This is a genomic window from Bdellovibrio sp. HCB2-146, assembly GCF_047345725.1.
Lineage (GTDB): Bacteria > Bdellovibrionota > Bdellovibrionia > Bdellovibrionales > Bdellovibrionaceae > Bdellovibrio.
Genome location: NZ_JBLEQP010000001.1, coordinates 317570 through 338121, shown reverse-complemented (window position 1 = coordinate 338121; position 20552 = coordinate 317570). Strand labels below are relative to the sequence as shown.

23 protein-coding genes are annotated in these 20552 nt (G+C 44.7%); 10 read left to right on the top strand and 13 right to left on the bottom strand.

The annotated features are described in order from the left end of the window. Window positions 1-102 precede the first annotated feature (102 nt). The 3 genes from ACLWOR_RS01585 to ACLWOR_RS01575 all read right to left on the bottom strand — a co-directional run bounded on the left by ACLWOR_RS01585 (window position 103) and on the right by ACLWOR_RS01575 (window position 1819). On the bottom strand, window positions 103-813 hold the full coding sequence (locus ACLWOR_RS01585) for an SIMPL domain-containing protein (protein ID WP_413938911.1): 711 nt from the start codon (window positions 811-813) through the stop codon (window positions 103-105). A 13-nt stretch (window positions 814-826) separates the two neighbouring features. Beyond that, complete coding sequence (locus tag ACLWOR_RS01580; protein WP_413938910.1) at window positions 827-1402, bottom strand: HD family phosphohydrolase; 576 nt, start codon at window positions 1400-1402, stop codon at window positions 827-829. Window positions 1403-1492: 90 nt separating this feature from the next. Continuing rightward, entirely contained in the window at window positions 1493-1819 is a 327-nt protein-coding gene (locus tag ACLWOR_RS01575) for a hypothetical protein (protein WP_413938909.1), read from the bottom strand. 152 nt (window positions 1820-1971) lie between these two features. Here ACLWOR_RS01575 and ACLWOR_RS01570 point away from each other — a divergent pair, with 152 nt between their 5' ends. The 3 genes from ACLWOR_RS01570 to ACLWOR_RS01560 are packed head-to-tail and all read left to right on the top strand — an operon-like array spanning window position 1972 to window position 5493. Then, window positions 1972-3384, top strand: a complete 1413-nt coding sequence (locus ACLWOR_RS01570; RefSeq protein ID WP_413938908.1) for an adenylate/guanylate cyclase domain-containing protein — start codon at window positions 1972-1974, stop codon at window positions 3382-3384. Continuing rightward, a complete protein-coding gene (locus tag ACLWOR_RS01565) occupies window positions 3381-4901 on the top strand; it encodes an N-acyl amino acid synthase FeeM domain-containing protein (RefSeq protein WP_413938907.1) in 1521 nt (506 codons plus the stop codon). The genes ACLWOR_RS01570 and ACLWOR_RS01565 overlap by 4 nt, the downstream gene beginning before the upstream one ends. A gap of 4 nt (window positions 4902-4905) precedes the next feature. Continuing rightward, window positions 4906-5493, top strand: a complete 588-nt coding sequence (locus ACLWOR_RS01560; protein ID WP_413938906.1) for a methyltransferase family protein — start codon at window positions 4906-4908, stop codon at window positions 5491-5493. Window positions 5494-5526: 33 nt separating this feature from the next. Here the strand turns inward: ACLWOR_RS01560 and ACLWOR_RS01555 are convergent, their stop codons facing one another. The 8 genes from ACLWOR_RS01555 to ACLWOR_RS01520 form a co-directional block, all read right to left on the bottom strand. Continuing rightward, entirely contained in the window at window positions 5527-6384 is an 858-nt protein-coding gene (locus ACLWOR_RS01555) for an alpha/beta hydrolase (protein ID WP_413938905.1), read from the bottom strand. Beyond that, complete coding sequence (locus tag ACLWOR_RS01550) at window positions 6347-8245, bottom strand: DUF4105 domain-containing protein (protein ID WP_413938904.1); 1899 nt, start codon at window positions 8243-8245, stop codon at window positions 6347-6349. The genes ACLWOR_RS01555 and ACLWOR_RS01550 overlap by 38 nt, the downstream gene beginning before the upstream one ends. Window positions 8246-8333: 88 nt before the next feature. After that, window positions 8334-8801 carry a DUF3015 family protein gene (locus ACLWOR_RS01545; protein ID WP_413938903.1) on the bottom strand — a complete coding sequence of 156 codons (468 nt, stop codon included), beginning with the start codon at window positions 8799-8801 and terminating at the stop codon, window positions 8334-8336. Between the two features lie 128 nt (window positions 8802-8929). Beyond that, window positions 8930-9466, bottom strand: a complete 537-nt coding sequence (locus tag ACLWOR_RS01540; RefSeq protein WP_413938902.1) for a GyrI-like domain-containing protein — start codon at window positions 9464-9466, stop codon at window positions 8930-8932. A 10-nt stretch (window positions 9467-9476) separates the two neighbouring features. After that, window positions 9477-10025 carry a thioredoxin family protein gene (locus tag ACLWOR_RS01535; protein ID WP_413938901.1) on the bottom strand — a complete coding sequence of 183 codons (549 nt, stop codon included), beginning with the start codon at window positions 10023-10025 and terminating at the stop codon, window positions 9477-9479. Between the two features lie 12 nt (window positions 10026-10037). Beyond that, on the bottom strand, window positions 10038-10775 hold the full coding sequence (locus tag ACLWOR_RS01530; RefSeq protein WP_413938900.1) for a biotin--[acetyl-CoA-carboxylase] ligase: 738 nt from the start codon (window positions 10773-10775) through the stop codon (window positions 10038-10040). A 1-nt stretch (window position 10776) separates the two neighbouring features. Next, window positions 10777-11601, bottom strand: coding sequence for a carboxylating nicotinate-nucleotide diphosphorylase (gene nadC, locus ACLWOR_RS01525; RefSeq protein ID WP_413938899.1), 825 nt, complete (start codon window positions 11599-11601; stop codon window positions 10777-10779). Window positions 11602-11644: 43 nt separating this feature from the next. Further along, window positions 11645-12685: a response regulator gene (locus ACLWOR_RS01520; RefSeq protein ID WP_413938898.1), complete on the bottom strand. Its 1041-nt coding sequence runs from the start codon at window positions 12683-12685 to the stop codon at window positions 11645-11647. A 66-nt stretch (window positions 12686-12751) separates the two neighbouring features. On the opposite strand from ACLWOR_RS01520, the gene lptG reads away from it, so the two are divergent. From lptG to rpe, 4 genes are read left to right on the top strand one after another with little or no spacing between them, the layout of a single operon-like run. Next, on the top strand, window positions 12752-13831 hold the full coding sequence (gene lptG, locus ACLWOR_RS01515) for an LPS export ABC transporter permease LptG (RefSeq protein WP_413938897.1): 1080 nt from the start codon (window positions 12752-12754) through the stop codon (window positions 13829-13831). Between the two features lie 29 nt (window positions 13832-13860). After that, on the top strand, window positions 13861-14472 hold the full coding sequence (gene def, locus ACLWOR_RS01510; protein WP_413938896.1) for a peptide deformylase: 612 nt from the start codon (window positions 13861-13863) through the stop codon (window positions 14470-14472). Continuing rightward, window positions 14469-15416, top strand: coding sequence for a methionyl-tRNA formyltransferase (gene fmt / locus ACLWOR_RS01505; protein WP_413938895.1), 948 nt, complete (start codon window positions 14469-14471; stop codon window positions 15414-15416). The genes def and fmt overlap by 4 nt, the downstream gene beginning before the upstream one ends. Next, on the top strand, window positions 15409-16047 hold the full coding sequence (rpe, locus tag ACLWOR_RS01500) for a ribulose-phosphate 3-epimerase (protein WP_413938894.1): 639 nt from the start codon (window positions 15409-15411) through the stop codon (window positions 16045-16047). The genes fmt and rpe overlap by 8 nt, the downstream gene beginning before the upstream one ends. A 47-nt stretch (window positions 16048-16094) precedes the next feature. Here rpe and ACLWOR_RS01495 read toward each other — a convergent pair whose 3' ends face one another. Beyond that, window positions 16095-16625 (bottom strand): NUDIX domain-containing protein, encoded by a 531-nt coding sequence (locus ACLWOR_RS01495; protein ID WP_413938893.1) that lies wholly within the window; start codon window positions 16623-16625, stop codon window positions 16095-16097. A gap of 143 nt (window positions 16626-16768) precedes the next feature. Between ACLWOR_RS01495 and ACLWOR_RS01490 the strand changes: the two genes are divergently transcribed. Next, on the top strand, window positions 16769-17305 hold the full coding sequence (locus tag ACLWOR_RS01490; protein WP_413938892.1) for a hypothetical protein: 537 nt from the start codon (window positions 16769-16771) through the stop codon (window positions 17303-17305). A gap of 79 nt (window positions 17306-17384) precedes the next feature. Here the strand turns inward: ACLWOR_RS01490 and ACLWOR_RS01485 are convergent, their stop codons facing one another. Then, window positions 17385-17717, bottom strand: coding sequence for a photosynthetic reaction center cytochrome c subunit family protein (locus ACLWOR_RS01485; protein WP_413938891.1), 333 nt, complete (start codon window positions 17715-17717; stop codon window positions 17385-17387). 191 nt (window positions 17718-17908) lie between these two features. Here ACLWOR_RS01485 and ACLWOR_RS01480 point away from each other — a divergent pair, with 191 nt between their 5' ends. Next, a complete protein-coding gene (locus ACLWOR_RS01480) occupies window positions 17909-19243 on the top strand; it encodes a glycine--tRNA ligase (protein WP_413938890.1) in 1335 nt (444 codons plus the stop codon). 431 nt (window positions 19244-19674) lie between these two features. Beyond that, complete coding sequence (locus ACLWOR_RS01475; RefSeq protein WP_413938889.1) at window positions 19675-20460, top strand: hypothetical protein; 786 nt, start codon at window positions 19675-19677, stop codon at window positions 20458-20460. The last annotated feature ends 92 nt before the right edge of the window (window positions 20461-20552 follow it).

Genomic DNA, 20552 nt, shown 5'->3' with positions numbered 1-20552 from the left:
AACCGCATAGGTTTCGTATCGTTGTTTTGAACTTTTACTTGAGGAGTTTCACGGGGATTCTCAACTTAGAACAGAGAATCCCGCAAAAGTAGGAAAGATAAATTAGTTGATCTCGTATTCGGCTGTTACATCAACGCGAACTTTGATTTGCCCGCCAGAAAGATCTGTTGAAGCGGCTTCTGCCATCGCATTTTTCATGCTGTACGCACGAACCATTGGAATAGGACCACCACCACTTGAAGGGGTATGGCTGATTTTACTAACACCTGTGATACGAACACCGGCAGCTTTTGCAATCTCATCAGCTTTTGCTTTTGCCATTTTTACTGCATCAGTAAGAGCAGCTGTTTCAGTCTGAGATCTTTTGTCAGAATCCCATGTAATAGAGTTCACGTTGATACCAGAGTCCATGGATTTTTTCTCTGTGACCAAAGCGTCTAAGAAGGCGCCAGCATCTTCTACTTTTTTAAGTACAACAGAAACATTGTGAGCGACACGGAAGCCGACCATTTTGTTTTGCTGAGTTTTGTTGTCGTAAACGTACTCAGGGTTCAAAGAGTATTGTTCTGTTTGGATGTCTTCTTTTTTAATTTTGTAGTCGTCGAAAACTTTTTTGGCGTTTTTGTATTGAACAGCTGCGAGTGATTGCGCTTGTTTTGCTGTTGCGGCCTTGCCCCAGATTTCGATGTTCATCGCGACCATGTTGGGATCGATGCCTCGTTCAGCAACGCCGGTCACAACGATCAATTTATCTGCGTAAGCAGTGGTAGCTGCAGCCATCACACAAGCTGCTGCGAGAATAAGTTTCTTCATGAAAACCTCCCTTTTATTTCATTAAAGTCCGAGCGAGTTCCAAGAAACGCGCTTCGGTTACTTCGGGAGGCCAAGGTATGATCGGAAATTCAAATGGTTCATCCTCAGCAATATTCCACGAAGCAAGATCCTTAGTAATCAAATCACGAACTTCAGTGGCCAACAAGCGGCGATCGATTTGTTTGACAACCTTTGGCAGAGGATAATCGATATTAAATTTTTGCGAGATCGCCCAATGGATGCGCGATTCAATCACTTCAAAATCAGGGCAGAGCGCTTTGACCGGCGAAACGAGATCACCAACATAGGCCTCTGTCGCATCGTGAAAAAGCATTTGCAGGGCGATATCTTTGGTTGGCGAAACTTCCGCGCCGATGCACGAGTGCTGACCCACGCTGTAAAAGAAACGAGTATGACCATTAAAGCGCGCCTGACGAGCCAGGGCACAGGCAATGTCCTCGATTTTCACCATCTCTGGATCGGGTTTAAGAATATTAAAACGTTTTCCTGAAAGTGTGATGACCCAGGATTTTTCGATGACTTCAGGACGATCTAAATGTTCCGAGAGGGGAGGAAGTTGTGTGCTCATGGGTCCTTTGATTAGCGTAAGGACCCAAGAGTTGCATGAAGAATCTGATGATTATACGGAGCATTATCCCTCTCTGAAAGAGGGCTTATGTTATTCCTCAATTTGGCAGGAATAAGAGACTACATTTTCATCGTTAAGGTCGATGCGTTGAAAGCACGTCACGTTTTCTTGTTGTTTAAAGTAAGTGGCTGAATCGAACTTTTCAAAAGGAACTGTTGAGTTGCTTTTCCATTTCACGAGTTTTCTTTTTGCTTCAATGCTGTTCCAGAAAAACTCAGCTGCATCGCCTTGAATGCGAGTTCTTGTTTTATCTGCGTGCGCAGTCGTTGCAAGGGACGCGACCACTAGCAGGACCACAACTGTCGACAACTTAGTCAGACGACGAAAAGGGGAGTTCTTCAGGACTTCAAGCTTCATATAACCTCCGAAAATTTGATCATTCCCCTAACCAGCAAAAGGTGGTCCTTCTAGATGAAGGTCGGCTTTTGGACATAGGCCGAAGGTCGGTGGTGGTCCTGTTTTCTAAAACCCGTCTAAACCGTTGATATGTTTAGGTCGATATCACAAATGTGAAGTTCCTCGAAAAACTTTTCTTTACTATGTTTCCTCGGTTGCTGCTGACAGGCACGCCATGGGTTGCTCTATGGGATGAGCAAGAGAGAAAAGCATTTCTAAATGCGGCCAGAATTATTTTTCCCATCATGATGCTTGTTTATATTCTTCATTACTTCACGGTCGATCGCAGCGAAGGACTGGCACCAAGTGAACTCTGGTTTAATTATCGTTTCGGCATGGCGGCTATTTGTGGAGTCACGGCGTTGTTTTACTGCGTTCCAAAGCTGTCGGCGAATCGCTTATACAAGGTTCCTCTGATTTTAGCGTGTGCGGTGTGCACATATTTCCAAGCTCGCACTGTGGTGTGGTATCCCAAAGTTCCTTATCTCTATGTTTACGCGTTTATATTTTTTTCGGCAGTGATGTTACGCTCCTCGATCATGAGAAGTGTCCTTTTAGCGGCGGCCTTTTCGGCTCTGACTTGGAGCACTCTTGTAGAAGCTGGTCAAAGTCCGGCGATGATCGCGAGCGCTTCTGTCGTGACGATGGTTTTCGTGATTATCGCGCGCTCTAAATACGTATCCGATATTAATCTCTTTATTGCGAATCAACGAAACTTTGATCAGCAAAAGAAATTTATTGAAGTGAACTTGGAGTTCACAAACCAAATTAAAGCTTTCTTGCCAGCGGAAATCTCAAAGCGTCTTATGTACTTTATCCAAGAAAGTCGCATGAGCACATTGCAGGCGATTGACGAGGTTCTAAGACCACGCACCTTGCCAGTCGCGTGTCTTTACAGTGATATCCGGGGCTTCACGCGAGATTCAAATGACTTAAGTGGCTATGTGTCGCAAGCAATGCTTCCGAACGTCAAAATTTCGACGGAGTTGGTTGAAAAACATAACGGGATTCCACGTAAAATCGGGGATTTAATTTTTGCTTATTACGATTCACCCGAAATCCAATTCAATATCCTGAACGCGATGCTATCTGCGGCCTCGATCAGTCGATTCAATTCCCAAATGAATGAGAATTTGCCTGAAGGTCAGCGTATCAAAAGATACATTCTTGTTTCCTGTGGTGATGCGATTGTTGGAAATCTAAGCTCCTATGAGTCCGCGATTGAAATCACAGCTATTGGTAGCCCTGTGAATATTCTCAGCCGAATCGATGAGTTGACGAAACAAAGTCCATTAAAAGAGCAACTGGAACAAGGCGACGTTATTATTACCTCAAGATTTGCCGAGTTACTGGGGGCCATTCGTCCGCAGATCGATTTGAAGAAAATAAATCTGCGAAGTTTGAATTTAAAAATTCGCGACTTTGACGATGTTGAATCTATTTACGTATTTAAAACCACGAAAAACAATTTAGAAGCATTGATGGATGAATCAAGGTCTTCTATTCGCTATGCAGGTGTAGCATGAAGCAACAAAAAACCTTTCAGGAACAACAAATCAGCGCCATTCATGGTGGAATAGTTCCCGCAGATGTGCGAGACGGCGATCAAATTTATGCGCGTCTGGTTTGTCAAAATGGTCCCGCACCATTTAATAAAGAATTTCGCGTTTGGAGAATGAGTCCACTTGGAATCGAGTTGCTCGTTCAAGATAGAACTGAATTGCCTAAAGGAACACCTGTAGATCTGGAACTTAAGATTGGTATGCAAAAAAGTACGCTGAACGGTTTAGTAGTTGATGATGTTGTTACAGAGAATAATTTGCACCTTCTTCATATTCGTTTAATTTCTAAAATTGCCGAGCGCGTAGACGGTATTGAACGCCGTGAATCGAATCGCTGGATTTGCAGTGAGCAATTCTTCCCCACAGCAGTGGCTTCAAATCCTGCCAAATTTAATGATTTCGTTTATTTCAAAGTTCGTGATCTTTCCAATGGTGGTATGAAACTTCATACGAGCTTGCGGAACAAGTTCATTATGCCAGGGATGAGCTTTGATTGTATCGTGAACTTCCCAATGGTCACACAAATCAAAATGAAAATCACAGTTAAAAATCTTCGCATAGAGATGGATGGAACCAAAGAGGTCCTTGCTCTAGGAGTGACGTTCAATAAAGAAGAAAAAGGCGTGTCAGACGCGGTAGCGCAGTATTTGATGCAATTTGGATCTGCGAGTTCTTTGGATGAGCTCTTAGACTCTGGAGTTTATGTTTCAAAAGTTTCTGAAGCCGTGCAGTTTAGTTACGTGCGAACTAAAGAGCAATATGACAAAGTTTTGGAGCTTCGTTATTTAGCATATAAAGACGCTGGTAAAATTAAAGAAGGTATGACTCCTCAAGATATGGCCGATGAGTTCGACTCACGCGCGCGTATTGTGATGGGGGTGTTTAAGGGCGAGGTCGTTTGTAGTGCTCGTTTAATCTTCAGTCAGTTTGACGACAAGATGGAACAAGAAAAGTTCGTGAAGTGGCCAGCACATCTTCCTCGTCGTGACGAGGTTGTTGAGATTATGAGAGCGTGCACGCGACCAGATTTCCGCGGCAGCGATCTATTAGTATCTATGTTTAAATTCATGGCGATTGCCGTGGCTCAATCAAAACGTAAATGGGTTGTCATTTGTGCAACAGACCACATGGCGCCTCTGTATGAACGCATTGGCTTCAAACAAGTTGGTTTGAGCTATGAGCATACTGGTTTGAACAACTTGAAGCACAATATTCTTGTTGGAAACGTACCAGATGCGATGATGGGAAAAACTGTGAACCCGATCGAATGGAATATCGTTTGGTCCGGCGTGGTTACGTACCTGCAGCAGTATGATATGGTCGAGCTTGAGCCTGCGACGAATTTGCGACTCGGTATTTACCGGTTGTTAGGACCGGTGGCGACTGTTGTGCGCTATTTCTATGAAAAAAGAAAAGCCGACAAAATTCTGATGGCTCGCCAAGCGGAACGCGGCGAGATTGAAAATAAAAAGGCGAGTTGATCCTATGATGCACGTATTCGGAACATTAGCGACTCTCACATGTCTGATTCAATTCTTATCTGTATTTTTCGTCTTTAAAAAGGTCGAATCAACGGGCAACACTCGTTACCGAATCTTTCAAGTACAGTTTCTTTCGACTTGGGGATATTTCTTTTCGCTTCTTTATCGCGAAGGTGTGCCAGGAACACCGATTGTAGCAGGTGTCTCTTCAATGATAATTTTGGCCTGCATGGCTTTATTTTTTCATTGCAGCTCATTGATTCGCAAAAACAAACTGAGCATCGTATTTAGCGAGGACTCGCCGCAGTTTCATATCAGCAAGGGTCCGTACTCATGCGTTCGTCATCCGTTTTATACGTCTTATATTTTCACTTACGTTGCAGTTGCGATGGTTATGCAAAGCTGGATTCTGACTGCCATGGCGTGCTCCATGTTCGTAACGTACTACCTTGCCGCTCGCTATGAGGAAAGTAAATTCCTCAATTCAAATTTGAAAGATTCCTATCGCGCTTATATGGACAAAACTGGAATGTTTTTTCCAAAGTGGGCTCTTAATCGAGACGCATCTGAACCTTATTCCAAGGTTTCTTAAACGGAAAACGAAGAGAGGGTCTTCCGCTCTTCGTTATTTCTTCTCAAGATATTGAAGCAAACGTCCGCGCAGTTCTCCTTTGTTGATCTCGTAAAGATCTCCATGGTGACCGCCAGGGATAATCCAGATTTCTTTTGGATCTTTTGCCAGCTCAAATAATTTTTGTGACTGTTCAGGTTCTACGATCCAGTCCTTATCGCCTGCGATAAAAAGCATCGGTGTCGGGGAGAACTGGCTGATATCTTTTGGAGCCCACTTGTCGCTTAAGACGAGATAACCAATGGGTTGAAAGAGCCAAGTGATCCAACTGCGACTCAGGACTTGCGCGCCCATTTTACGATAAGACGGAAAGCTTGCTTCAATAATCACGTGATTAAAAGGAATGCGACCTTTGATTTCTTCAGCCGTGCGAAGGGCGACGTTTCCGCCAAGGCTTGCTCCATAGATAATTAGATTCGTCGGTTTCTTATTTGCCACCAACCACTCAGCAGCAGCAATGCCTGCTTTCACAGTGCCTTCAGGTGAAGGTTTTCCCGAAGATGTTCCATACCCTGGATAATCAAAAATCAAATAGCTATAACCTTGCTCAGGTAACCAACGGAATGTTAAAAAATGCGAGGTTAGGTTTTCACCGTTTCCATGGAAAAATAAAACCGTGCCTTTGTTCTCTTTTGTTTTCGAAGCAAAGTACCAAGCATGCAGCATGTTGCCATCAGAGCTTTTAAAATAAATATCTTCGGGTTCAAGTTGCACGCGAGCGGGATCAAAAAGTTTTTCGGTCTTGGGGTAATACAGCATACTAGAGCAGCCCAAGCTTGCTAAAGCTAAGACGGTGGCCGCGAAGCGAAAAAGACTAGTAATAGAGATTAAGTTCCGCACTGTACTCTTCATCGTTTTTAGCTCCTAATCGAAGTCCGATGTTTTTTCCAAAATTGATTTGCGCGCCACCAAAAAGATCACGGTACTCGTTGAAGCTGCCGTGGTTATCATAGCGATACCATGCTTCGGCCAAAAGACTCACGCGATCTTGGAAGTTATAGCGAAATAGCACAGCCGGGCCTGCGCCCATACGGAATGTGTCGTTCACGAAATGCTCGTCGTAGGCAAATCCAGCCCGCACCCAGGCACTGGCGATAAAGCCCGAGAAGAATTCTTTAGAAAGCCCTGCGCCCAAGGTAAATTCCAATGGCATGCAGTCATATTGGCATTCGGATTGATAATCGCGATCCCAACCAAACTTCAAGCGCCATGACGGAGAATGAGAAAACGCATTCCAGTCTGACAACGACACAATTTCAACCAAACCGATTTTTTCAAATTGCACATGGCCTGCTTGCGGATCGTAACTAAAATCGGTCGCGAGCATTTGCATTTCAGAATAGGCGGGATAGCCGCGAATAGGATCTAGCAAATCATGCAAGGCAAAGCGATGACCAAGAGTCGTGAGATCTTTTTTGTGACGGTGAAGATAGCCCATTTTAGCGCGAGAAGATCCATGGGCTTCATGGGGGGCATCGCGAGGAGGAGTCGGTACGATCAAATCAGGGCTGACAACGTTGACTTCACTGCGTGCGAACAGAACTTGTTTTTTAAGTTTGTACTGCCCCTTTTCATGCATCACATCGGCAGCATATTTAAAGTCGACGTAATCCATCGCGGTATCAAGCAGCTCTTGCTTTTCTTTTTCGGAAGCACCGGCTGTCAGCGCGGCAACATCTTCATTCTGAATAAAGCCCGCCATCTTTTTTTGTTCAGCAGGATTTAAGCTGTCAAAGCGAGTTTGAAAAGTCGCGCGTCCCGACGGGCGGTAACTGATACGACGAACAAAGTCCGGCGTATCGTACACCAAAGTCATCGTGTCACCGGGAAGAACAGCGGCTTTGGTTCTCTCAATCAAACGCAGTGAAGGGCGAACGGCGTCAAGGGCTGCAATTATGCGGTACGAGCAGTTTTCGGTAAAATACCAATAGGCAAAGCCCGATTGTTGCAACTCGAATAAATGCGCAACTAACAAGTCGACCTCGTCCTGGGTCAAATTCAAATCGTATTCCCACAAATCGCGACTCTCAAAGTTGTTATACTCTCGCACTTTGAAGTAATATGGCAGAATCTCAAATCGTCCTGGGAACAATCCCAAGAGTCCCATGATTGCATAACTTGCAGGAGTCGCCCCTTCAGGGACACCAGAGAAGCCAACGCCGAAATCAATGAGTTCATATTTCTTTTCAGCAGAAGAAGAGGATCCACGATTCAAGCGTAAGAAAGAGTGTCCATAGGCTGAAGCGGGATTATTCATATAATAAGACGAAAAAACATAAGTCGCTGAATGTGCATCGATGATTTTGCGGAAGTTTTCAAAACGCGTGCATGTAACTTCCGGCCAAGACACTTTCGGCAGACGGTTTTTTAAATATAAAAAGCGTCCGGGAAAAACACATTGCGCACGCTCCTGCACATCGGCATCAGGGGCTTTTCGGGTCCAAGCAGGGTCTAAAATCGCGCGAATGGTTTCGTTGAGTTCGGATTCAGGATTTGTCTTTCCATCTTTGGCAAAAAAGAAAGCAGGGGAATCGGCCTGACTTTGGGGTGCCATGAATTTTTCGCTGCGATAATTAAGGAGGTTCCACCACTGTTGCTCTTGGCCGAGTTTAATTTTTGCAGCTTCAGCAATGGCAAATTCCGCAGTGCTGTTGACTGCGAATGCCGAGTGAGGAACTAAAAAAAGAAGAAGTAAAAATCCATTTTTAAGCATAAAAAAAGAGGGAGTAAAAACCCCCTCTCATTTTTACCTTAAGCCGTGCTGGTTAGCAAAAACTTAGGTTTATTTGCAGTCGCAAAAATTAGCTTTTTACAGAGCAAACTTTTTGAGCTGTTTCCATCACACGGTCAGCTGATTGAGCAGACTCAGAGTAGATAGATTTGTAGTTGTTTTTCAAAGTCACACCCAAAACAGAAGAATCGCAATTCATCATTTTAGAAAGAGTGCTCAAAGTCTCACCTTGACCACGTACGATGTCGTTCTCAAGAGCAACAGCGTTGTTGTCGATGAAAGCTTTTGTTTCGTTAGCTGCGAATACAGAAGGACCGCAGTTAGATGTACCAGTAGACATACCGAAAGTTTGGCTACCAGCTGTGCTGTTTACAGTTGCAGCAAGAATTTGGATGCCACCTGGTTTGTCACCGAATGCCAATGAACCAAGACCGCAACCAGCAGTACCGTAAGTACCGTTGCTCAAGTCACTTTTAGAAACAGCGTGTGCTACAGTTGCAGAAGAAAGAATCAAAGCTGCAAGAATCATTTTTTTCATTTTATCCTCCGTTGGGTTTAAACTGAAAAAAATTGTCTTCTTTAAAAGCGAAAGTGGCAAATAAATTAGATGACATTTAGCATGGAGTCGAGAGCACTGACATAATGCTCTCGTCCAAGGTCCAGGTGTTACTGAACAGGGAAAAGATAAGTTGTCGTCATCGCATTCTTCTCAGTGATCGAATGGATTTCGTAGATCTCAAGCACAGGCCCTGATTGTTTGAGTCCTTTTTCAAGCATGAACTTGTTCACCTTTGGATAAACTTTGAGGGGGCCAATTCCAGGCGAGCCAGTGAATGTCGCTATAACATAATTTTTTGAAGGTAATGTTTCAGTTTTAAAGCCTTCAGGTAAGTTGGCCGGTACTTGCTCCACAACACAGCCTGCTTTTGCACGCAAACGAGCTTCTTCCACTGACTGAGGGTCGTCCAAGTATTCACCAAAAGAACGGCCGCACGGTGTTCCTTGAGCTTTAAAGAAGTTCTCAACCTTTTCGATCTCTTTTGAAATCTTGTGATAAGGACCCATGTAGTCGATGTACACAAGTTGCAATGGACCTTGTGGCCCTTGAGAAATATCAACGCCTTTAAATGCGCCTAAGTAGTTTGAAAGAAACAAACCGAAAGACACAATCGCAACCAGAATAAATACCAATACGTACTTCATTTTTACCTCGTTAAATCCACTTAATAGAACAACCCATCGAAGCCACTTGATCGTCAGAAACCTTTTCGCCACGAGAAAGTTTTTGAACAGCTTCATAGAGTTCACGTTTTGTTACTTTTGAAGCATCCTTCCACGAGTCATCAAGGCGACCCCGGTAAGAGAGCTTCAAATTTTTATCATAGACAAAATAATCTGGCGTGCAGACCGCGCCAAACTTATGTGCCACCTCTTGAGTGGCATCATGCAAATACACGAACGGATAATTTTTTTCCTTCGCACGTTTTTGCAAATTCTCAAAAGAGTCTTCCGGATGGTCCTTGGCATCATTTGAGCAAATCGCCACCACAGGGATATTTTGTTTTTTTAAATCATTTCCCAGTTGGATCAAGCGATCTTCAATGGCTTGAACATAGGGGCAGTGATTGCAAATAAACATCACGACAAGCGGGGAGCCAGTGCTGAAATCTTTGAGCGAATATGTTTTGCCATCGATTGCTGGCAATTGAAAATCAGGACAAGCCTCGCCCAGTTCTGCAAAGGGAGTAAATGTCAGTGCCATAAAAATCCTTTCTTAGAGCGAACTCCAGTGAATTTTTTTATCGCCAATCAAAAGGCTCCCGTCACTTTCCATGCCTGTGTATTTTTCCGCAAGCAAAGGATGCTGATTCAGAGCTGTTAAAAGAGACATTTGATCCGTCGAACTTAGAGGTTCATCGCAATGAGAAACCGCATCGGTTAATTCAAAAAGCAAACGATCTAAGAAAGCCAAATAATCTTGTCCTAACAACGGAACACCTTGAGGAAGCTCTTCCATCAAGCAAGTCGCTTTGTCTACCGACTCGGGAGCAGCGGTAAAGTTCATGCCAATGCCTGCAATCAAACGCACTTCGGTTCCTTGCGCAATATTTTCAAGCAAAATACCCGCAACCTTTTTTTCGCCAATATAAATGTCATTGGGAGCTTTAAGATTCCACGCTAAAAACGGCCACGTCGCTGAGCACGCACGATAGAGCGCAAGGCCCACCAGGCAGGATGTTGTCGGCTGAGGTTTGAAGTTTAAAAGAAAAGCCCATGAACTTAGCAGCGAGCTGCCGGTACGGGCATCTGTCCAAGTATTGGCATTGCGACCGCGACCCGCTGTTTGATGGTCGGCAAGATAAAGGCAAAGAGGTTCTTCTGCTGTTTTTTCAGAGAAGGCTTCCTCTTTTGCTAAAGCATTTGTGCTCTTCAGGCTGGCTGAATAAGAAACGTAAAGGTGATTGTTTTCGGCCCACTGAGAAGTGACGAAGCCAATACGGATTTCATCCATCTTATTCGTCCCAGTTAAAGACCAAGCTCACGTCCGCGCAAGGTGCAGAGTGAGTCAGAGCGCCCACAGAAATATAAGTTACACCGGTTTCAGCAACCGAACGCACACGCTGCAGATTCATGTTGCCACTGGCTTCAGTTTCAGTGCCCTCAGGAATCATCGCAATAGCTTGCTTCAACATCTCGTTGTCCATGTTGTCGAGAAGAATACGCTGAGCATTCATCTCAACGGCTTCTTTCACTTCTTGCAAAGTGCGAGCTTCAACTTCAACTGGTAAGTTCGAATGTTCACGCACACGAGTCACGGCAGCTTTAATTCCACCCATGATCGCAATGTGGTTGTCTTTAATAAGAATCGCCGTGCTGAGGCTCATACGATGATTCACGCCACCACCATGAACAACTGCTTTTTTCTCAAGCTCACGGAAGCCCGGAGTTGTTTTGCGTGTATCGAGGATTTTAGTTTTGGTTCCCGCAACATTTTTAACGAAGCGGTGTGTGTGAGTTGCAATACCTGAAAGGTGACCTAAGAAATTCAAAGCCACGCGTTCTGCTTTTAAGATTTGTACGAGATCACCCTCGATCGTGCAGATGATTTGACCATTCAAGATTTCATCACCTTCTTCGAAGTGCCATTTCACACGGCAGTTCGGCTCCAAAGCATGCATGGTTTGTTCAAAAGGAGCCGCGCCGGAGAGAACGATGTCTTCCTTTGCTTTTAATTTGGCGCGACCTTGACGGGGTTTAAGAGCTAAAGACTCTGTTGTGACATCGCCCGTAGGCATGTCTTCTTTAATAGCTGCACGGATGAGTTCAAGTAGTGTCATGGGAACCTCTAAAAGGTCCCCGAGTTATTGAGATGGGACCTTATTAAAATTTTTCAGTATCGCGAAGGATCTTGTTGATCTCCTCACGCACCACGCGCTCGGCGATCTCAGGAAGCATTTTCCAGCAGATGGACTCGATGACTTCGCGAGCTTCTTCACGAATAATCTTTTCCATCATATTTGAATTCATGTCCATCTTGGATTGAGCTTTGGGCTCAGCATTAGAAACTGGAGCTTTCTTTTGCAGCGTTTCGATCATTTGGTCCTTAACTGATTTTTCAACTTTCTTCGCGAAAGTCTCTGTTAAATCCGGGCCATTCTCATGAAAGCTGATTTCCTCAAAGTCACCAGCAACTTCAACGTGAGCATGGTCCAAATCTTCAGCTTGTGGGATCACGAATTTAGATGCGAAATCCGTTGATTCTGTATCAGGGACTTGGATCTTAAATTTTGACAAATCTTGGTGAGCCCAGCCACCTTCGTCCGCCTCGTCTTGTGAACGAGGAGTCGCCGTCAAAGGAACCGAGGCAAACTCTTCGTCTGAAGTTTCAAGTGGGTGAGAAATAGTGCCGTTTTCGTCTGCTTCAGGAATATCAAAAACATTTGAAATTTCACCAGCAAGAGCGGATTCGCGAGTGGAAGTGGGTTCCGCAGGCGTTTCTTCAAAGTCTGGCATTTCCGGGAAAGAGATAAAGCTGCTAACCGGATTTGTTGTGGTCTTTTGAACGAGGCTGTTCACCAGATTGCGCAAGTTGTCTGCATCAAAAGGTTTTTCTAAGCGACCGTCAGCGCGGCTTTCTTTCGCCTTCGCTTCGTCGATTTCCATAAAGCCACTCCACATGAGGACCACAGGGATTTTCGTCGTTTCAGGGTCATTTTTTAGATCCAATGAAACTTCATATCCAGAGCGCTTTGTTAAAAGAACATCGGCAAATACGATATCAGGTTTGAAAGATTTTGTGACAGCTAGCACATCCAAGCCCACAGGCACGGCCTTCACTTCGACTCCGAAGTCGGAAAGAGCCAATTGGATCACTTTTTTAATTGTGGAACTTTCATCTGCTAGCAAGACGCGTAAAGCCATAATGAAAGTAAAATGGTATTTTGGTATTGAGTCAAGAATAATAGGGAAAGCAGGAGCAACTCGCAGGTGAATCGGATCGATCGTTACACATCATGGCTGTTTTTAGGTTACTTTGTTGGAGGCCTTTTGGTCTTCTTGACGCTTTATTCAGCTGTCGATGCGATGTCGACCATTGCGAATTTCAAAGGCGTCGCCCCTGAAGCCTTGATGCGTTACTATCTGAATTCTTTTCCTGAGATTATTCAAACGCTTTTACCGGTTGCTTGCTTGTTGGGCGTGATTTTGACTTTGACGGCTCTTAATAAAGCAAATGAACTCGTTGCGTTATTTGCGGCCGGCATGAGTTTGCTTCGCATTGCCTTTCCGTTGCTTATTGGAGTGGCAATTATTTCGGTGATTGGTTTTTTTGTTGGGGATCGCGTGATTCCCAAAACCAACGCCAACAAAAACTATATTTACTACTACGATATTAAAAAAGAACCGCACAGATATTCGACGGTGAAAACCGACCGTATTTGGTATCGTTCAAAGAATTCTATTTTTAATATCAAAACTTTGAATGCTAAAGGGGACCGCGCACAAGGTCTGACGATGTATTTCTTTAGTGATGAGTGGGATCTTGTTCAGATGATCACCGCGCGCGATGTGGTGATGGAAGGGGCGAATTGGCAGCTTGAAAATGGAACTGTCACAGTCTTTTCGAAAGACTCAAGCTTTCCTTTAAGTTCTCAGTTTAAAACTAAGAAAATTGTGATGGCCGAGGACTCCAAAGACCTGCAAAGCGCGGGGCAAACAGCGGAGATGATGAGTCATACGGAACTGAAGCGCTTTATTGAAAAAAATAAGGACGCGGGGTTGGACACGGTCGCATATGAGGTCGACTATCATAAGAAATTTTCCTTCGCATTTGCCGGCCTGGTCATGTGTTTACTAGGTATTCCTTTCAGTGTGGGGCGGGCCCGTTCGGGGGGCACGATGCTCAATGTGGGGATTTGCTTAGGCCTGGTTTTCGCGTATTACGTTTTATATTCCTCTGGGATTACATTAGGGCAGCATGGAACATTGCCGCCTTATGTGGCAGCCTGGGCTCCCAACGTATTGATGGCCGGCCTTGCCTTGGTCCTTCTCAAAAGGCTCAAACGTTGATATAATGGAGGCCTCCCTGGAGGTTCCCTATGGTCATGAAAATCCTCACTTTCCCAGACCCACGTTTGCGTGAAGTTGCTAAGCCTGTGACTGAGTTCGGTCCTGAGCTAAAAACGTTGGTCGAGAACATGATCGAAACTATGTACGATGCTCACGGTATTGGACTTGCGGCTCCGCAAGTGGGTGAGTTGGTTCGTTTGGTGGTGATCGACACTCGTCCAAAAGACGAAGAAGGCCGCCGTTATAAGTACGACGAAATGACGGAAATGGAAAAAGCCGTTCCGCAACCATTGGTTTTGATCAATCCAACTATCGTTGGTGGTGAAGGTAAGACAACTTTCGATGAAGGTTGCTTGTCAGTTCCTGGTTACTACGAAACAGTTGAACGTTATGAAACTGTCGAGATGAAAGCTTACGATGTGAATGGCAAAGAGTTCACCGTGAAAACAGACGGTTTGCTTGCGATCTGCATGCAGCACGAATTGGATCACTTGGAAGGTACTTTGTTCATCGATCACTTGAGCTTTGTGAAATCGAACAAAATTAAAAATCAAATCAAAAAGTACGGCTATCCAGTCAAGGAGAAGAGTGGAGATGGCGACAAAGATAAATCATCTGATCCAGAAAAGTGTGAAGTGTGAGTAAAGTCCGAGTTTGCTTTCTAGGCACCCCAGAATTTGCAGTCACATCATTGAAAGCACTCTTGGAAGACGATCACTATGAGATCGTCGGCGTTGTGACCCAGCCGGATCGCCCGGCGGGACGCAAACTTCAGCTCACTCCAAGTCCGGTAAAAGTGCTCGCTCTTGAGCACGGTTTGAAAGTGATTTCCCCTGAATCTTTAAAAAACGATCCTGCCGCCAACGCTGAAATCAAAAGTTGGGGCGCGGAAGTCGCCGTTGTTGTGGCTTTCGGTCAAATCCTCACGCAAGAGTTTTTAGACTCTTTTCGTTTCGGTTGCGTGAATGTGCATGGCTCGATCTTACCACGCTGGCGTGGGGCTGCTCCGATCCAGCGCGCGATTGAAGCTGGTGACACAGAGACAGGCGTGACGCTGCAAAAAATGGTGAAGAAGCTAGATGCTGGCGACATCATCGGCATTCGTCGCGTGCGCATTCATGAAGATATGGATGCAATGCAGTTGCATGATGAGTTGGCGCGTTTAGGTGCTGATTTGTTGCGAGTAGAATTGATGGATTATGTGCGCGGAAATTTGGCGCCGGTTCCTCAAGATGAATCACAAGTCACGATTGCTAAGAAAATTGATAAAGCTGAATCGTTGATTGATTGGAATCAATCGGCAAAATCTTTGAGCGGTAAGGTCCGTGGTTTTACTTATGGGCCTGGTACTTATACTTTGTTGGGTGGAAAGAAATTGAAGCTTCACAAAGTGCGCGCTTTGTCTGATCGCAGCTCAGTGGGGCCAGGTCGTGTGGCGGGCGTGAATGATGAGTCGATCACGATTGCCACCGGTGATGGCGTATTGAAAATTTTTGAACTGCAACCAGAGTCACGCAATCGCATGAAGGTCGCAGATTTTCTTAAAGGAAATCCTTTAAAAGTAGGAGATCAAATCGGTGTCTAAAAAAGTTTCTCCATCCATTTTATCAGCGGACTTTGCGAATCTTGAAAAAGAAGTCAAAGCCGTTGCGGCCGCTGGCGCTGATTGGATTCACGTCGACGTGATGGATGGACACTTTGTACCGAATTTGACAATTGGTGTTCCTGTTGTGGCTTCACTTAAAAAAGTATCGCCATTGCCTCTGGATGTTCACTTGATGATTGAAGAGCCTGAAAAGTATGTCGAAGCTTTTATCAAAGCGGGCAGTGACTATTTGACGATTCATGTGGAATCAACTCGTGATCCAGCAGCTGTGTTGAAACGTATTCGTGAGTTGGGAGCTAAACCTGGAATCACATTGCGTCCTCGTACACCCGTGGAAGACGTTCTGCCGTTATTGCCTTTATGTGATTTAGTGTTGGTGATGACTGTTGAACCTGGATTCGGCGGCCAATCTTTCATGCACGATCAGATCGCTAAAATTTCGAAATTACGCTCTGAGATTTCATCGAAAAAATTAAAATGCTTGATCGAAGTCGACGGCGGTATTAACGCCGAAACGGCCAAGCTTTGTCACGAAGCTGATGTTTTCGTAGCGGGAAGTTTTGTCTTCGGTCGCAACTATGCCGAAGCAATTTCAATACTAAAAAAATAGCCTTGAGAGGTACGCCGTACTTTTTTGGCGTGCACTACTTCATTTGCCTAAAAGTGTATTTCTTTGCTTCGCACGGGCTTAAAAACCGGGCCGGGTTCTTGGCCGTTTTCTAAGTACAAGGCTGCGTTTTTTTCTTCAAGTGCTTGCAGAGCATTTTTTACCCTGCGGGCAACATTGATAATCAACATTTCATACGCTGTTTCGAGTGATACAAATTTGAAATCTTTGAGTTCGTATTCTTGAAGGCGAATGCTTTGCGCTTGTTTTTCGGTGAGGTCTTTGGCGCAAAAAAGAAATTGGATGTATTCGCCTTTGACGTCACGATTGTGGATGTAATCAACCGCGAGCAGGCTGAGAGGTTCGATTTCGATGCCGAGTTCTTCGCGCACTTCACGGTGCAAGCCCTCAAGTGGTGACTCTTCGGCTTCGATGGTGCCGCCAGGTAAAATCCATCCGGGATTGTAAGTTGGTTGTACGATTAAAAGCTCACCTTTGTAGAAGAGCAGAACACCTGCGCCAATTCTTTTCTTAGGAAGGGACGCATAGAACTCTTTGTCGTCGCGAAAAGTTCGTAACATAAGCTCCTCCAATGATGTCGAATCTGTGAAGTCCTAGACTCTGCTCAAGGCTAGAAGGAGCTGAAACGTTGACCCCGAGTGGAAGTCTCTACAAAATTGTATTCGAGTCCGAAGTTCTTTTGGATTACAAAAGGAGAAACCTAATGAAAAAGCTTCTGTTAATTTTAGCAATTGGTCTGGGCTTTACCAGCACTTCACACGCCGACATTCTAGTTGAGCCTTACCTTGGTTATGAAATGGGTTCGGGTGAAACAAGTGGCGTCGATTTCAAATCGGATGGCGTGAACATGGGATTGCGTCTTGGTTGGAAAAGCCCATTGATGTTGTGGATCGCAGGTGAATACAACCTGGGTGTTAGCGGAAACTTTAAGCCAGATGTTGGTAGCGATGAAAGCACAAAAAGAAATGTTCTTGGTGCGGTTGTAGGTATCGACTTCCCAATTCTTTTGAGAGGTTGGATTGGTTACGGATTCTCGAATGAAATCAAAGGCGACAACTCAACTCTTAAAGGTACAAACACAAAAATTGGTGTTGGTTTCACGGGTTTGCCATTCGTATCTTTAAACTTTGAATACATCAAAGACGATTTCAAAGATGTTGAAACTAGCGGTGGTACAACTGATTTCGACGGTAACCACTCTTCATACATGCTTTCAGTTTCTCTTCCACTTGAACTTTAATTCTCAAGTAAGAGCTTAAAAAGCAAAAACCCACACCGAAAGGCTGTGGGTTTTTTATTTTCAAAATTCAAATTAAATTCTAGTGAACTTTGGAACCGTTGGGCTCCTTGAAATCAGGGGAGAGCTTTCCTCTGTGGCACATATAGCAAGTTGCCGCTGGACCCTTTTTTCCATCAAAGCCGTTATCTTTTAGCATCTGAGTGATTTTCATGTGCTCGCGGCTGACCTTAAAGGCCTGCTTCTCATCGCTCGTAAAATTTTGAACGTTATGGCAGGTTGTGCAAGTTACACCTAATTCACGGGAAATAACGATCATTTGCTCGCGGATTTTTTCCTCACGAGTCACAAGTTTCGTAACCGATTGAGCCTGAGCCACTTCGACCAGAAGCAACAACATCAAAACGCAGCGCATAGAACCTCCAAACGTACCTGCTTCCTTTTGTGTCGCCAAGGAACCTGGTACCTTTTCGACACGAAAGTAAGCAGGTACCTTTAGGCTCGCTGAGGGGCGGGGGAAGGGCAAGTTTCCGGGTGATTTCTTGACTGGTTCTAGACCCAAGTGTAACCATTATTGCTGACTTCTTTTCTAACCCGGAGCCCTGTATGAAAATTAAGCACCTCGATGATCTTAATACCCTCGTGAGCCTCAGCAAACGTCGCGGATTCGTCTTTCAATCAAGCGAAATCTATGGCGGTTTGGGAAGCTGCTGGGATTATGGTCCGTTGGGCTCTTTGATGAAGTTGAACGTCAAGCGCGCGTGGTGGAATGCCATGACTCGCAGAGCAGACATCGTCGGTCTTGATGCCGCGATCTTGATGCATCCGACAGTGTGGAAAGCTTCTGGTCACGTGGATGGTTTCTCGGATCCATTGGTTGACTGTAAGGACTGTAAAACTCGTTTCCGTGCGGATAACACAGAGTCGTACATCCAACACAAGAAATGTCCAAATTGCGGCAGCAAAAACTTGTCTGAAGAGCGTAACTTCAACTTGATGTTTAAAACTCACATGGGTCCTTTGGAGGATTCTGCGAGTGTGGTGTACTTGCGCCCTGAAACAGCTCAAGGTCACTTTGTGAATTTCTTAAACTGCCAACAATCGTCTCGTTACAAAATTCCATTTGGAATCGCCGCGATTGGTAAATCATTCCGTAACGAAATCACTCCAGGAAATTTCATTTTCCGTACGCGTGAATTCGAACAAATGGAAATGCAATATTTCGTGAAACCAGGAACAGACGAGCAGTTCTTTAACTACTGGAAAGAAACTCGTTGGAATTTCTATATCAAGTACGGCATCAAGGCTGAAAACTTGCGTTTCCACGACCACGAAAAACTAGCGCACTATGCGCGTGCCGCGACGGACTTTGAATTCAAATTCCCAATGGGATTCTCGGAGCTTGAAGGTATTCATAACCGTTCAGACTTCGACTTAACTCAACATATGAAGTTCTCTGGTAAATCACTTGAGTACTTCGACGAAGCGAGCAAAGAGAAATACATCCCATACGTTATCGAAACGGCCGTGGGTTGTGATCGCTTGTTCTTGGCTTTCATGTGTGATGCTTATCGTGAAGAGATCACGACAGATGCAGAGGGTAAAGAAGACGTACGCGTGGTCATGGGCTTCCACCCAGAAATTGCTCCGTACAAAGTTTGCGTTTTGCCTTTGTCGAAAAAAGAAGAACTGTCAGTACCAGCAATGAAGTTGCGTGATCAATTGGCAGAAGACTTTGATACGACTTACGACGAAACAGCTTCGATAGGTAAACGTTACCGTCGCCAAGATGAAATCGGAACTCCGTTCTGCGTGACTTTCGACTTCGACACAATCAACGATCAAGCCGTGACTGTTCGTCACCGTGATACAATGGTTCAAGAGCGCATTCCAATTGCACAATTGAATTCATACATCGCTGGTAAGCTTAAAAGTTTCTAGTATTTAGAAATCTAAAACTAAAAAGGCGCTGAGGGAAAACTCAGCGCCTTTTTTATTTGTGTTTAAGAAATAATTTAAAAGAACAAATGCACGGCTTTATCAAGGAAGTAGTAGAGAACGATAAAGGCGATTACAAAGATGATTTTCTTTCTGAGATCCATACCTCAACGATAGCTAAATTCCTTCTTAAAATCCATTGCCCCTAAGGGAAAGGTCTAGGCGACTTCTGTGAGCGGCCTTGCCATGAATGTCGAGTTTTCATTCATATAGGCTCAGGTTTGTAAGGTAATTTTCGACTGGGCTCTCGTATTCTAGGGTATCTTGGCATTGACTGGCACTGAATTGGCAATAAGCCACGGGAAGTAGAGGGTCATAGGATGAAATCATTTTTAACGAAGATAGAGATGCTTTGGTTGGGCGGAAGAGGCCTGATGTCCACTCTATTGACACTTGGTTTGCTCCTACAAGGTTCTTTTGCGCACGCGCGCGCTTGGGATGAGGACGAAAAAGTCCCTCAATTTGATTTTACGGTCTTGGCGGAATTGAATCAGCGTGCGGCATCCCTGGGAGCATTGCCCGCCGATTTTCAAGAAAAACCGTCGACACAAGTTAAAGCCTTCGCCGTTGAAGTGCGCGGATTTTTGCAAAGTTCAGAAGCTGGTTTTGCCAGCATTATTGATCCGGAAGTTTTGCGGAAAAATAACGTCAAATTGAATATTCACCCAACTTTGCACAGCATTCTTTTAGCATCGCTAGTTCGCGATTTTAGTGAGCTGCGAGACACCCTACAGCGCAGAGATGCGTTTCTCTATTACCACCGCTATCGCCCGGAAGATTTGTATGTGCTTATTGAGTCATCATTCCCGATCATGTTGGGACTTCAGGACGAACGCGATAAGGTGAAAGCACAAAACTATCTGGCCTTTTTAAATCACCACTACGATGATGATGTGCCACGTTTGCAACTGTTGGCACGATCTGTTGTCCTTGCGACTTTTCTTTTGAGCGAAACCCCAGAGTGCAATTCGACGGGGAGTGTAGCTTGGAATTCGCAAATGATGAGTTATATACGCTCTTCCTGGTTGGGAGCCGGTAACTCGACGGTTTTCTTTAGAACGGGGAAGTTCCGCGCCACGAAACAGCTGTGTTCAGCAGAGCAACCTTACTCAGAAAGACAGCTCCTCAAAATCGTTAGAGAAGTAATTTCAGAAGATTAGATCTGAATTGCGTCCCCATTTTTGCAGGAAGTTGGATGATTTCTAACACTTCCTGCTTATTTCCAAGGCAAAACGCCTTGAGACCCGCCTAT